This is a genomic window from Herbaspirillum sp. NPDC087042, from assembly GCF_044745245.1.
Classification (GTDB): domain Bacteria; phylum Pseudomonadota; class Gammaproteobacteria; order Burkholderiales; family Burkholderiaceae_D; genus Herbaspirillum.
Genome location: NZ_JBIUZW010000006.1, coordinates 149,022 through 162,976 on the forward strand (window position 1 = coordinate 149,022; position 13,955 = coordinate 162,976).

The window sequence follows — 13,955 nt, forward strand, 5'->3', positions numbered from 1 at the left end:
AAGGATAGATTCATGACTCTCAATCGCATCGTCAACAATCCCGACCAGGTCGTCGAAGACATGCTGCGCGGCGTGCTGGCCGCGCATCCGCAACTGCACGCCCATCCCGCCAACGCCCGCGTGATCGCCCACCGGGAGGTCGCGGCACAGCCCCGCGTGGCCATTGTCAGCGGCGGCGGCTCCGGCCACGAGCCGGCCTTCCTGGGCTATGTCGGCCCCGGCCTGGTGGACGCGGTAGCGGTCGGCGAAGTGTTTTCCTCGCCTACCGCGAAGTCCTTCATGGATGCCTTCGCACTGGCACATGCCGGGCGCGGCGTGGCCTGCCTGTACGGCAACTACGCCGGCGACAACATGAACGTCAGGATGGCCATGAAGCTGGCCGAACGCGCCGATATCGAAGTCCGTACCGTGGTCGCCAATGACGACGCCGCCTCGGCCCCGCGAGACGAGCTGGGCAAGCGACGCGGCGTGGCCGGCGAGATCCTCATGTGGAAGGTGGGCGGGGCCATGGCCGCCCGGGGTGGCAGCCTGGAGCAGGTGATCGGCGCCGCACAGAAGGCCATCGACCACACCCGCTCCATCGGCATCGGCCTGTCGGCCTGCACCATCCCTGCGGTGGGCAAGGCCAACTTCGTCATCCGCCCGGGGGAGATGGAAGTGGGCATCGGCCACCATGGTGAGCCGGGGGTCGCGGTGCAGGCCGTCATGCCGGCACGCGACATGGCGCAGCTGATGCTGGAGCGGCTGCTGCCGGACCTGCCCTTCAGTCGTGGCGACAAGGTGGCGATCCTGGTGTCCGGGCTGGGTGCCACGCCCCTCATGGAGCAATACATTCTCTACGCCGACCTGGCTGACGGCCTGCGCGCGGCGGGCCTTGAAGTGGCGCATAGCTTCGTGGGCAATCTGTTTACCTCGCTGGAGATGATGGGCATCACCCTCACCCTGATGCGCCTGGACAGCGAACTGGAGCAATGCCTGGCCGCCCCCTGCGACAGCATTGCCCTGAAGGTAGGAGCAGCGCCATGAACCAGCACTTCGACATGCGCCAGGCCGGCTGGGTCGTGCTGGATCTGGTGGAGACCATCAACGCCCATCGCGACTACCTCAGCGAAATCGATGGCGCCATCGGCGACGGCGATCACGGCATCAACATGAGCAAGGGTTTCAGCCTCTGCGGCGAACGCCTCCGGGAGTCGCCTCCGACCTCCCTCGCGGCAGCCCTGGACACGCTCTCCGTCACCCTGCTGGAAGGTATCGGTGGTTCCATGGGGCCGCTCTATGGCAGCTTCTTCATGGCCATGGGCATGGCATTGGAGGGCCACGCCAGCCTGGATCGCCAGCTCTTCCTGCAAGCCCTGGACGATGGCATCGCAGCGGTACAAGCCATTGGCGACGCCAGGCTTGGCGACAAGACCCTGATCGACACCCTGCTTCCGGCTCGCGATGCGTACCGCCAGGCACTCGCTGACGGCCTGCCCCTCACCGGCTGCCTGCAAGCCCTGCAACGCGGCGCCGAGGCCGGTCGCGAATCGACCCGGGCGCTGCAGGCAAGAATCGGTCGCGCCAGCCGCCTGGGTGAGCGCTCCATCGGCGTGCTCGATGCCGGCGCCTGCTCCTGCGCCCTGATCCTGGACAGCCTGGCGCACTCGCTGCAGACCGGACTGCGGCACTAACCCTCTTCCGCAAAGGACACATCATGCATTTCCATGAAGACGACATGCTGGCCGTGGTCTGCCACGCCCCCCGCGACTATCGCCTGCAACGGGTCAAGCGGCCAGCGGCCGGCCCCAACGAACTCATCCTCAAGATTGCCTCCTGCGGCATCTGCGCCGGCGATTGCAAATGCTTTGCCGGCGCCGCCCGCTTCTGGGGCGACCCGGAAAAGAACAAGCCGTCCTACGTCAAGCCGCCAGTCATCGCCGGTCATGAATTCTGGGGTCACGTGGTGGAGATGGGCCCGGGCGCGGCCGAGCATCACGGCGTGGCCCTGGGTGACCGGGTGATCGCCGAACAGATTGTCCCCTGCGGCAAGTGCCGCTACTGCAAGACCGGCTATCGCTGGATGTGCGAGGTACATGACGTCTACGGTTTCCAGCGCCAGGTCGCCGACGGCGGCATGGCCGACTTCATGCGCCTGTCGGCGCGCGCGGTGGTCCACAAGATACCCGAAGAGATCGCCTTCGAAGATGCCGCCGTGACCGAACCGCTCTCCTGCGCCATCCACGCGGTCAACCGGGGCGACATCCAGCTTGATGACGTTGTCGTCATTGCCGGGGCCGGTACGCTGGGGCTATTGATGGTGCAGGTAGCGCGCCTGAAGACCCCCAGGAAACTGATCGTCATCGACCTGTCCGACCAGCGCCTGCAACTGGCCCGGCAGTATGGCGCCGACATCGTCATCAATCCACAGCACGAAGATGCCCACAGGATCGTGCGGGAAGCAACCGGCAACTATGGCTGCGATGTCTACATCGAGACGACCGGCGCGCCGGCCGGTGTCACGCAGGGCCTGGCGCTGATTCGCAAGCTGGGGCGTTTCGTCGAGTTCAGCGTGTTCGGCCGCGACACCACGGTGGACTGGTCCATCATCGGCGAAGAAAAGGAACTGGACCTGCGCGGCGCCCATCTCAGCGGCGATTGCTATCCCATCGCCATCGACCTGCTGGCGCGCGGGCTGGTGACCTCCAGGGGCATCGTCACCCACACCTACAAGCTCTCGCAATGGGACGAGGCGATCAGGATGGCCGACTCGATGGACTCCATCAAGGTCTTGCTGCGTCCCGACGGTCCTTGAAGCTCAGGCCGACACCGCCATCCCCGCCCGCATCGCCCCGTGCCCGGCCAGGTCGAACTTGAAGAAGGACATGGCCGTCTGCAAAAGGATGGCGCGGCGGTTCAGCTCCTCGGAGGTCACTGCCAGTTCTTCCGAACTCAGCGAATTCTGCTGGATCACCTGGGCCAGCTGGCTGGCCGCGGCGCTGATCTGGCTGACGGCCATGGACTGCTCTTCGGAGGCCTGCATGATGTCCTGCACCAGGGCGGAGGTGCGGGTGATGGTCGGCACCATGCTGGCTAGCTGCTGCTCGGCCGCACAGGCCAGGACCACGTTGATGCGCGCTACTTCGTCGATCTCGTGCGCGGCCGACTGGCTGCGCTCGGCCAGGCGCCGCACTTCGGCGGCGACCACGCCGAACCCGGTGCCATGCTCGCCGGCATGGGCCGCCTCGATGGTGGCGTTCAGGGCCAGCAGGTTGGTCTGGTAGGCGATGTCATCGATGAGCGCGATCTTGCTGGCGATCTGCTGGATCGCCAGCACCATCTGCTTCACCGCCTCGGCGCAGGCGCGCGCTTCGCTGGCGGCGGTCGAGGCGATCTGGTCGGTCAACCGGGCATTCTGCGAGGTGCTGATGATGGAGCTATGGATCTGCTCCAGCGCCACGCTGGCCTGCTCCACGCCGGTGGCCTGCTCGGTCGAGGCGCGCGAGATCGACTGCGCCGTCGCGCTCACCTCCTCGGCGCTGCTGACCAGGCTCTCAGCACTGTCCGTCACATCGGAGACCACCTGGCCCAGCTTGTCGACGGTCTTCTTGATGGCCGTCATCATGCTGGTCTTGTCGCGCTGGCGCAGCGGAATAGGCTGGGACAGGTCGCCGTCGGAAAGCTGTTTCATCACGGTGACCACATTGGCCGGCTCGCCCCCCAGCTGGCGCAGCAGCGTGCGCGTGAGCATCCAGCCCAGCAGCAGTACCACAGCCAGCACCGCCAGCGCCACCTCGATGACCGTCTTGAGCGCGCTGCGGATGATCTGCTCGGCGGTCACCGCACCGGCGTCGCCCAACGCGACGTTGTAAGCGCGATGCGCGGTGAAACTCACATTGGTCTTGTCGATGGCCTCGCGCAATTGAGTCTTGGCGAAGTTGTTGTACTGCTCCGGCCGCCCCTCCTGCACCAGCGCCAGCAGCTTCTGGCCAGCGGCTTCGAATTCTTCCAGGCGCGACTTGTCGGTGGCCAGCATGGTCAGGTCACGCTCATCCGAAATCAGTGGTTCGTAGTTCAGGAAGTGTTGCGACAGTCGCGCGCGGAAGACATCCATCTCCTGCACCAGTCGCTTGCGGTCGCTCTCATCGGTGCTCAGGACGTACTGGAACAGCCGGCGCTGGATGGCGTTGAACGCCGTCTGGGCATCATCGAGCAGGATGATGCTGGGCACCGTATTGATCTGGGCGTAGCGGGCCGCCTGGTAGACGTTCTCGATCTGGCGCAGGCTCACCACGGCGGTAGCCGCCAGGCCGAGCATAGCCGCCAGTATCAACAGGAACAGGCGCTTGCCCACCGTCAGCGCATAAGGCCTTGCCATGATCGTCTCTCCCCAGAGCGTTGTCTCTTGCTTCCCCCGGCACCTGCGATGTGGCTGACACCACAGGGCTGCATCCTGCAAAAAATATAGGGGAGCCGGGGCGATGTCAAATCGGCTCAGTCACCATTGCTCACCGAGCATCACCGGAACTCATTTCAGCCACCGGCATGCGCTGCCCGCCCATAAAAAATGCCGCCCGGAAACATCCCGGGCGGCATCTCAGGCATGGCGCCGGACACGCCCTGTCGGCGCGCCCGGCAACACAGTTCCATCAGGCAAAGCTGATCTGTACCTTCATCATGGTGGAGCGGTCACCGGCGATCTCGAAGGCTTCCACCGATTTCTCGATGGGATAGGTGGCCGAGATCAGCGGCTTCACATCGACCAGCTTCTTGTTCATCAGCTCCACGGCCATGGCGAACTCTTCATGGAAGCGGAAGGCGCCGCGCCAGTCCAGCTCCTTGCCCACCAGCAGGTTGGCCGGGAACTGGATGTCGCCGCCCAGGCCGACCTGCACGATGATGGCCTGCGGACGCAGGGCTTCCAGCGCACCGACCAGTGCGCGCTCGTTGCCGCTGGCCTCGAAGAGTACATCGAAGGTTCCCTTGTCGGCGGCATAGGCCTTCAGGGCGTCGGGCGTCTCGGCCATGTTGATGGCGCGGTCGGCACCGACCTTCAGGGCGGTTTCCAGTGGCATCTTCGCCACATCGGTGGCCACCACTTCCAGCGCGCCGGCACGGCGGGCGGCGATCACTACCAGCGCGCCGATGGGGCCGCAACCGGTCACCAGCACGCGCTTGCCTACCAACGGGCCAGCGCGACGCACGGCGTGCAGTGCCACCGACAACGGCTCGGCCATGGCGGCTTCGCCATCGGTGACGTGGTCGGCCACGACATGGGCCTGGGAACGTTCGATCACGATCTCCTGGCGGAACGCACCCTGCACGTGCGGGGTACGCATGGCGCTGCCGTAGAAGCGCATGTCCAGGCAGTGGTTCTGCTTGCCTTCCTGGCAGTACTTGCAGGTACCGCAGGGACGGCTGGGCGAAATGGAGATACGGGTGCCGGGGGCGATATCGCTGATGGCCGAACCGACTTCGGCGATCTGGCCCGAGACTTCGTGGCCCAGCACCATCGGTTCCTTGATGCGCACCACGCCGAAGCCGCCATGGTGGTAGTAGTGCAGGTCGGAGCCGCAGATGCCGCCGGCCTTGACCTTGACCTTCAGTTGCTGTGGCTGCAGCTCAGCCGTTTCCAGGTCCTGGATGCGCAGGTCGTGCGGTGCGTGAATGACGATGCCTTGTTGCATGATCTTCTCCTGAGGGGGACGTGTTGGCTTACAGGGTCGCGGTGACGCCACCGTCGACGTAGAGGATGTGGCCGTTGACGAAGCGCGAGGCATCGCTGGAGAGGAACACTGCCGCCCCCACCAGGTCCTCGACATCGCCCCAGCGGCGCGACGGCGTGCGGCCCACCAGCCAGTCGGTGAACTTGGCATCGTTGACCAGGGCCATGTTCATCTCGGTCTTGAAGTAGCCCGGTCCCAGGCCATTGACCTGGATGCCGTACTTGCCCCAGTCGATCGCCATGCCCTTGGTGAACATCTTCACCGCGCCCTTGGTGGCGGTATAGGGGGCGATGCCGGGACGCCCCAGCTCGCTCTGCACGGAGCAGATGTTGACGATCTTGCCGCGCCCGCGCGGGATCATGTGGCGCGCCACCGCCTGGGCAGCGTAGAAGACGCTGTTGAGGTTGGTGTTGATGAGTTCGTGCCAGTCCGATTCCTTGAACTCTTCCAGGGGATTGCGGCGCTGGATGCCGGCATTGTTGACCAGGATCTCAATGGGGCCGACCTCGTCCTCGATCTTCTGCACGGCCGCCTTGACGGCCTCCGAGGAGGTAGCGTCGAAGCTGGATTCATGGATGGTGTGGCCCTCGGCGCGCAGCTGCGCGGCCACGCCGGCCAGCTTGCCGGCATCACGGCCGTTGAGCACGATGGCTGCGCCCGCCTGCGCCATGCCGCGCGCCAGTGCCAGGCCGATACCACCGGAGGAGCCGGTGATCAGGGCCAGTTTCCCTTCCAGCGAAAAGCCCTGCAAGCCTGCGGGCAATTGGGTGGTCTTGGTAGTCATGCCATCTCCTTCGAATGAAATCGGGTACTCATCAAATCAACGCTACCGTTCGTCCTGAGTAGCGGCATCGCCGCGTATCGAAGCCTGTCCTGAGCCCGTCGAAGGGGCGCTCGCAAGCTTGCCGCAGGAGCGCCTTCGATACGGCCCAAGGGCCTACTCAGTCCGAACGGGAAAAATGGAATATACAAACGGTGAAACAAACTTATTGAGGCGCACGCCCCAGCTCGCGCTGGAAGGCCGCAATGGCGTGGTACTCCGCCTCCAGCTTGGCCGGGATGGCGGCAAAGATCGGTTGCAGGCGACCATAGACGGCGACCGCCTTGGCCTCGGGCACGTGGTGGTTGGTGGAGCCGACCATCTCCGAGATCACCGACAGCGACGGCACCAGGCCCAGCGCCCAGGCACCCAGCACGGCCGCGCCCAGGCAGGAGGACTCCACGCTCTCGGGCACCACGACTTCACGGTTGAAGATGTCGGCCATCATCTGGCGCCACAAGGCCGAGCGGGCGAAGCCACCGGTGGCCATCATCCGCTTGGTCGGGCCGACCAGTTCTTCCAGTGCCGGCAGGATGCTGTAGAGATTGAAGATCACGCCCTCCAGCGCAGCGCGGATCATGTGGTGCTTGCCATGGTGCAGGCCCAGGCCGAAGAAGGAACCGCGCAGGTCGGCATTCCACAGCGGCGCGCGTTCGCCGGCCAGGAAGGGATGGAACAGCAGGCCCTCGGCGCCGGGGCTGACCTTCTCGGCGATGCGGGTCAGGGCTTCGTAGGGATCGACGCCCTCGTCGCGGGCCACGGCAGCCTCGGCGGTCGCCAGTTCGTCGCGCACCCAGCGGAAGATGTTGCCGCCATTGTTGACCGGCCCGCCCACGACCCAGTGCTTCTCAGTCAGGGCATAGCAGAACAGGCGGCCATGCGGATCGGTCAGGGGCTGGTCGATCACGGTACGCATGGCGCCGGAGGTGCCGATGGTCACGGCCACATGGCCGATCTCGATGGCGTTGACACCCAGGTTGGAGAGCACGCCGTCATTGGCGCCGATGATGAAGGGGGTCTCCACCGACAGGCCCAGGCGCTGCGCCATCTGCGGCGACAAGGCCGGCAGGCGGTGCGTGGTCGGCACCGGCGTGGGGAGCTGCTCGGGCTTGACGCCCAGCAGCGCCAGCGCGCCCTGGTCCCAGGCCAGCTCGCGCAGGTTGAACATGCCGGTGGCCGAGGCGATGGAATGGTCCACCACCCACTGGCCGAACAGCTGGTACAGCAGGTATTCCTTGATGCCCACGAAACGCGCCGCCTGGTTGAAGACGGCCGGTTTCTCATGACGCATCCACATCAGCTTGCACAGCGGCGACATCGGATGGATGGGCGTGCCGGTGCGACGGTAGATGGCATTGCCGTCGTGCTCGCGCTTGATGCGCTCGGCCCAGACCGAGGCGCGGATATCGCCCCAGGTGATGCTGTTGGAGAGCAAGCCGTTATCGGCATCCAGCGCGATGACACTGTGCATGGCGGCGCTGAAGGACAGCAGCGCGATCTCCTCGGGACGGGCACCGGCCGCCTTGACGGCGCCGGCGATGGAGTCGAGTGCGGCCTCGACGATCTGTTTCGGGTCCTGCTCCGCCATGCCCGGCTCGGTACACAGCACCGGATACTCCTGCGCATGCTGGGCGACCACCTTGCCATCGAGGGTGAAAACGACGGTCTTGGTGCTGGTGGTGCCGAGATCGACACCGAGCATGTAGCGGGCGGAGGTGGACATGGGGTTTCCTTTGAAAGCAGCGACGCCCGGACCAGCCGGGCGTTGCGTCATGGGTGGATCAGACGACCAGGTTGAGCAACATGATGAAGATGATAGCAACAACCGAGATCAGGGTTTCCATCAGCGTCCAGGTCTTGAAGGTTTCGCCGACGCTCATGTTGAAATATTCCTTGACCAGCCAGAACCCGGCGTCATTGACGTGCGACAGGATCAGCGAGCCCGCACCGGTGGCCAGCACCAGCAATTCCTTGTTGGTACCGGGGATCAGCGCCACCAGCGGTGCCACGATGCCGGCGCCGGTGATGGTGGCCACCGTGGCCGAACCGGTCGCCACGCGGATCACGCCGGCCACGAACCAGGCCAAGAGCAGCGGCGAGATCTGCGCATGCACGGCCAGTTGGCCGATGGCAGTGCCCACGCCCGAATTGACCAGCATCTGCTTGAAGCCGCCACCGGCACCGATGATCAGCACGATGGCAGCGGTGGGCGCCAGGCTCTGGTCGACGAACTTCAGCACCTGCTGGCGGCTGAAGCCACGGGCGATACCGAAGGTCCAGGTGGCCAGCAGCAGCGCCGCCAGCAGGGCCACGATGGGGTTGCCGATGAAGTCCATCAGGTCACGCATGGGGTGGCCATCGGGCAGGGCGATATCGACGAAGGTCTTCAGCAGCATCAGGAAGACCGGCGAGAGCACGGTCACCAGGGTGATGGCGAAGCCCGGCAGGTTCTTGGTCTGCGGTTCACGCGCCAGTTGCGCCATCAGCTCCTCGGAGGGCTTGATGTCGACGTAGCGCGAGATGAAGGAGCCGAACATGGGGCCGGCGATGATGACGGTGGGCAAGCCGACGATGAGACCATAGAAGATGGTCTTGCCGATATCGGCACCGAACACGCCGATGGCCAAGAGCGGCCCCGGGTGCGGCGGCACCAGGCCGTGCATCACCGACAGGCTGGCCAGCATGGGCATGCCGATCTTGAACAGCGGCACGCCCGAACGGCGCGCCACGATGAACACCAGCGGGATCAGCAACACGAAGCCGATCTCGAAGAACAGCGGAATGCCGACCAGGAAGGCGCCGATCATCATGGCCCAGTGCACGCGCTGGCGGCCAAAGGCGCGCACCAGCGTCTGCGAGATCTGGTCGGCGCCGCCGGACTCGGCCATCAGCTTGCCCAGCATGGTGCCCAGGCCCAGCACGATGCCGACGAAGCCAAGCACGCCGCCGAAGCCGTCCTGGAAGGATTTGACGATCTTGGGCAGGGGCATGCCCGAGATCAGGCCGAGAAAGCCTGAGGTAATGGTTAGCGCGATGAACGGATGGACCCGCAGGCGCGTAATCATCAGGATCAGCGCGAGGATCGCGATGACTGCATTGAACAGCAAGGTTGCGTCGTGGCTCATGCCCAGCATGGGAATCTCCATATGCTGATAGCCGATGACACGCCACGGCAATCGCCGGCCATGCGCAGACCACCCCGGCCAGTGCAGCGTCGGGGCAAACGTCTCCCGCGGCCAGCCCTTGGGGCGGCGCGTACATCGGCACTATCTGCGTAGTGTTTTATCTGATTGTCCTGAGTGTGGTATGTCGCGACCAACCCCGCCGCCGTGTGCCCGGAGGTTCGGATGTTAGCGTTAACATGGGGCGCGATGATAACGCTAACATTTCAGCAGGGTCAAACACTTGTTGTGTTGCGGTGCGGCAGAATGCATGCCCTCCTTGTCCACCGTTCGGGCTGAGTAGCGGCTCTGCCGCGTATCGAAGTCCGCGCACGGTGGTCGTCATCGTCGTCATCACTGCCCTCGGGCCTGAGCACCTTCGATACGCGGCTACGCCGCTACTCAGTCCGAACGGATAGATATTGTTTTGCGGAAATGATGGATCCGGCTTCCCATGCCGCCAAGAGCCCCTCGCAAGCAGGTATCATGTCGCCAACCAGAAACCGCCCTCTTCCCATGACCCAGCGCGCAGCACCCAAGTCCAAGCCCAAGACCGTCCCCGCCTCCCGAGGCAGCCGTGCCACCGGCCGCGTGACCATCATCGACGTGGCCGCCGAAGCAGGGGTGAGCCCGATGACGGTGTCGCGCGCCCTGAAGACCCCGGCGCTGGTGCAGGAACTGTCGCGCCACCGCATCTTCGCCGCCATCGACAAGCTGGGCTACGTGCCCAACCAGGCCGCCGCCACCCTGGCCTCGGCGCGTTCGCTGGTGGTAGCGGTGCTGGTGCCGTCGCTGACCAATACGGTCTTCATCGAAACCCTCGCGGGCATCCGCGACTACCTGGCCGGTGCCGGCTACCAGTTCCTGATCGGCGAGACCGGCTACGACCGCGCCAAGGAAGAGCAGCTCATCGCCACCTACCTGGCCCATGCGCCGGCCGGTTTCCTGCTTTCCAGCAGCGAGCAGCACGAGATCCTGCAGAGCCGGCCCTCCAGCCGCGACATCCCGGCCGTGCGCATGTTCGACCTCGGGCGCAGCCACCACGACCTCTCGGTGGGCTTTTCCCAGACCCGCGCCGGCTACGCGGTGGCGCGCCACCTGGTGGAGCGCGGCTATCGCCGCCCGGCCTTCCTGGCCGCCCAGCTCGACCCGCGCATGATGAAACGCCGCGAAGGCTTCCGCAAAGGCTTGCAGGAAGCCGGCATCGATCCCGACGTGGAAGTGCTGCTGCCCCTGCCCACCACCGTGGACATGGGCGCGCAACTGCTGCGCCGGGTACTGGAGCAGCACCCGAGCTGCGACTCGGTCTTCTGCTGCAACGACGACCTGGCCCTGGGCGCGCTGTTCGAGTGCCAGCGCCAGGGCATCAGCGTGCCGCGCGAGATGGCCATCGCCGGTTTCAATGACCTCTCCTGGGCCGCCTGCGCCACGCCCTCCATCACCACCGTGGTCACACCCCGCTATGACATCGGCTACAAGTCGGCCGAGATGCTGGTGCAGCAGCTCAAGGGCGAGGAAATCGCCAAGGGACGGCTGGACCTCGGCTTTGAACTGGCGGTGCGCGAAAGCACCTGAGTCCCGGTACAAACCCGCCACCGGCCGCCGATCACAAGGCCCACGGCCGCGCTTGCTGCACTGCGATACCCCTCATCCGTGGACGAAAGTGCGTCCAATAATCCACCCTCCATCGGCGTCTGGCTCTGGACAGAAATCTGCCAATCTCTACAATCTGCGGGTGTCGTCATTCACCTCTGCACAGGCCGCAAAGCCTTGTGCAGCGGGCGCTTGACGACGCCTATATAAATAATATTCACATTCACAACAAGTCCAGATTTCCAGGAGCAAGCTTCATGCAGACATTCACCGGTCTTTGCAAACCGGCCGCCATGGCCTTACTGCCCTTGTGCGGCGCGCTGGCCTTCCTGCCGGCCACCGCCCAGACGAGCGCCCCCGCCGCTCCGGTCGTCAAGTACGACCTGACCTATGACATCATCAGCCCGGTGCACACCACCCACGGCATGGTCGCCACCGAGCAGGAACTGGCCACCAAGGTCGGCGTGGACATCCTCAAGAAGGGCGGCAACGCCGTCGATGCAGGCGTGGCCGTGGGCTTCGCGCTGGCCGTGGTGCTGCCCAATGCGGGCAACATCGGCGGTGGCGGTTTCATGATGATCCACGACGCCAAGACCGGCAAGAACGTGGCCCTGGACTTCCGCGAGATGGCGCCGCAGCGCGCCACCCGCAACATGTACCTGGATGACAAGGGCAACGTCGTCCCCGGCCGTTCGCTCTATACCCACCTGGCCGTGGGTGTACCGGGCACGGTGGCAGGCCTGTCCCATGCCCTGGCCAAGTACGGCACCATGAGCCTGGCGCAGGTGATCCAGCCGGCCATCGCGCTGGCCGAGAAGGGTTACCCGGTCAGCCGCAGCCTGGCGCAGATCCTGGCCGCCGAGCGCGACCACCTGGGCCAGTGGGATTCGTCCAAGGCGATCTTCTTCAAGGATGGCCGTCCCCTGGAAGAAGGCGAGATGCTGGTCCAGAAGGACCTGGCCAAGTCCATGCGCCTGATCGCCAAGGAAGGCCCCAAGGCCTTCTATGAAGGCGCCATCAGCAAGAAGATCGTGGCCGAGATGGACAAGCACGGTGGCTTGATCACCGCTGCCGACCTGAAGAACTACAAGGTCGTCGAACGCGTGCCGGTGACGGGCAACTACCGTGGCTACGAAGTGATGTCGATGCCGCCGCCGAGCTCCGGTGGCGTGCACATCATCCAGATGATGAACATCCTGGAACGCTATCCGCTCAAGCAATACGGTGCCGACAGCGCCCAGACCATCCATCTGATGGCCGAGACCATGAAGCTGGCCTACGCCGACCGTTCCGAGTACCTGGGCGATCCCGACTTCACCAAGGTTCCGGTCAAGGGCCTGACCTCGCGTGCCTACGCCGACGAGCTGGCCAAGAAGATCAACCCGGACCGCGCCACTCCGGCCTCCGAGATCAAGCCGGGCCAGCCGCAGCCGTATGAAAGCGACCAGACCACCCACTTCTCGGTGGCCGACAAGGACGGCAACCTGGTGGCGACCACCTACACGCTGAACCTGAACTTCGGCAGCGGCATCGTGGCCACCGGCACCGGCATCACCCTGAACAACGAGATGGATGACTTCGCCGCCAAGCCGGGCGTACCCAACGCCTTTGGCCTGATCGGTGGCGACGCCAACGCGGTCGGCCCCTACAAGCGCCCGCTGTCGTCGATGTCGCCCACCTTCGTGCTCAAGGATGGCAAGCCCTTCCTGGTCACCGGCAGCCCCGGTGGCAGCCGCATCATCACCACCACCCTGCAGACCATCCTCAACGTGATCGACCACGACATGAACGTGGCCGAAGCAACCATCACCCCGCGTATCCACCACCAGTGGGCACCGGACCAGTTGCGCGTGGAAAAGGGCTTGTCGGCCGATACCATCAAGCTGCTGCAGGACAAAGGCCAGAAGATCAGCGTGCAACCCTCCATGGGCCGTACCCAGACCATCCAGATCAAGCAGGACGGTTTCGACGGCTTCTCGGATCCGCGCAACCCGGACGGCCGTACCCTGGGCTTCTGAACATGGCCTGACCTTGTTTGCACTGCCTGGCTGAACGCGTGTCGCCAGGCTGCAAGAAAATGGAAAACCGGACTACGTTTCAACGTAGTCCGGTTTTTTAATTTCCCAGTATTGGAGTTCAGCTTGGCAAGACTTTCAGCACAACAATCGTTCACTCCATAACAAATTACCCCCCTTCACTGTTCATATCGGCACCGGGTGTTCTCCCGGAATGCTAACTTTTTCTCCCCCACTCCCACCTGAGCGAATTCCTCACTGCTCCGCGCACCTTTACCATCAAGGATTTCGGCGATTCACCCCATTCCCATCCGATCCGAACCAGAAATTTTTCTAATCATTGAATCAAATTCAATTCGATCAAATTCCAGAATTTCGTAGATATAGATTTAGTGATTTTTTCTAGTTTCCACTGAATTTGCCGCGATCTATTTACCTCTTCAAGGGTCGGCCATCACTATGGCAGCCGCGCATCTCTTGCGGTGGCTTCGTTCGCATCCCGTTCGCCGATCACGAATCGACGAGCGGCCCAACCTCCCCGCCGTGACCCGAGTGCGCTGATGTACATCCGGCAGGACCGGTTGCCGGCACGACGCCGCCACAGCCGATCACCGACCGGCGCAGGCCACGCACCGATTCCGATTGAGGCGACTGCGCTGCC

The 13,955-nt window shown here is 64.4% G+C and carries 10 protein-coding genes; 5 read left to right on the forward strand and 5 right to left on the reverse strand.

Going from position 1 to position 13,955, the window contains the following annotated elements:
• Positions 1-12: 12 nt before the first annotated feature.
• The 3 genes from ACIPHN_RS10570 to ACIPHN_RS10580 are packed head-to-tail and all read left to right on the forward strand — an operon-like array spanning position 13 to position 2,794.
• Positions 13-1,026 (forward strand): dihydroxyacetone kinase subunit DhaK, encoded by a 1,014-nt coding sequence (locus ACIPHN_RS10570; RefSeq protein WP_400435908.1) that lies wholly within the window; start codon positions 13-15, stop codon positions 1,024-1,026.
• Positions 1,023-1,673: a dihydroxyacetone kinase subunit DhaL gene (gene dhaL / locus ACIPHN_RS10575; protein ID WP_400435910.1), complete on the forward strand. Its 651-nt coding sequence runs from the start codon at positions 1,023-1,025 to the stop codon at positions 1,671-1,673. The genes ACIPHN_RS10570 and dhaL overlap by 4 nt, the downstream gene beginning before the upstream one ends.
• Before the next feature lie 23 nt (positions 1,674-1,696).
• Positions 1,697-2,794 carry an alcohol dehydrogenase catalytic domain-containing protein gene (locus tag ACIPHN_RS10580; protein WP_400435911.1) on the forward strand — a complete coding sequence of 366 codons (1,098 nt, stop codon included), beginning with the start codon at positions 1,697-1,699 and terminating at the stop codon, positions 2,792-2,794.
• 3 nt (positions 2,795-2,797) lie between these two features.
• Here ACIPHN_RS10580 and ACIPHN_RS10585 read toward each other — a convergent pair whose 3' ends face one another.
• The 5 genes from ACIPHN_RS10585 to ACIPHN_RS10605 form a co-directional block, all read right to left on the reverse strand.
• The gene (locus ACIPHN_RS10585; protein ID WP_400435912.1) at positions 2,798-4,357 is read right to left on the reverse strand and encodes a methyl-accepting chemotaxis protein; all 1,560 of its coding nucleotides are present in this window, start codon (positions 4,355-4,357) and stop codon (positions 2,798-2,800) included.
• 271 nt (positions 4,358-4,628) lie between these two features.
• Entirely contained in the window at positions 4,629-5,666 is a 1,038-nt protein-coding gene (locus tag ACIPHN_RS10590; protein WP_400435913.1) for an L-idonate 5-dehydrogenase, read from the reverse strand.
• A 28-nt stretch (positions 5,667-5,694) separates the two neighbouring features.
• Positions 5,695-6,489, reverse strand: a complete 795-nt coding sequence (locus ACIPHN_RS10595) for an SDR family NAD(P)-dependent oxidoreductase (protein WP_400435915.1) — start codon at positions 6,487-6,489, stop codon at positions 5,695-5,697.
• Positions 6,490-6,691: 202 nt separating this feature from the next.
• Positions 6,692-8,248: a gluconokinase gene (gntK, locus tag ACIPHN_RS10600; RefSeq protein ID WP_400435917.1), complete on the reverse strand. Its 1,557-nt coding sequence runs from the start codon at positions 8,246-8,248 to the stop codon at positions 6,692-6,694.
• 58 nt (positions 8,249-8,306) lie between these two features.
• Entirely contained in the window at positions 8,307-9,659 is a 1,353-nt protein-coding gene (locus ACIPHN_RS10605) for a GntP family permease (protein ID WP_400435918.1), read from the reverse strand.
• A gap of 543 nt (positions 9,660-10,202) precedes the next feature.
• Here ACIPHN_RS10605 and ACIPHN_RS10610 point away from each other — a divergent pair.
• Together ACIPHN_RS10610 and ggt are read left to right on the forward strand one after the other, a co-directional pair.
• Positions 10,203-11,261, forward strand: a complete 1,059-nt coding sequence (locus ACIPHN_RS10610) for a LacI family DNA-binding transcriptional regulator (RefSeq protein WP_400436088.1) — start codon at positions 10,203-10,205, stop codon at positions 11,259-11,261.
• 275 nt (positions 11,262-11,536) lie between these two features.
• A complete protein-coding gene (gene ggt / locus ACIPHN_RS10615; RefSeq protein ID WP_400435919.1) occupies positions 11,537-13,297 on the forward strand; it encodes a gamma-glutamyltransferase in 1,761 nt (586 codons plus the stop codon).
• The last annotated feature ends 658 nt before the right edge of the window (positions 13,298-13,955 follow it).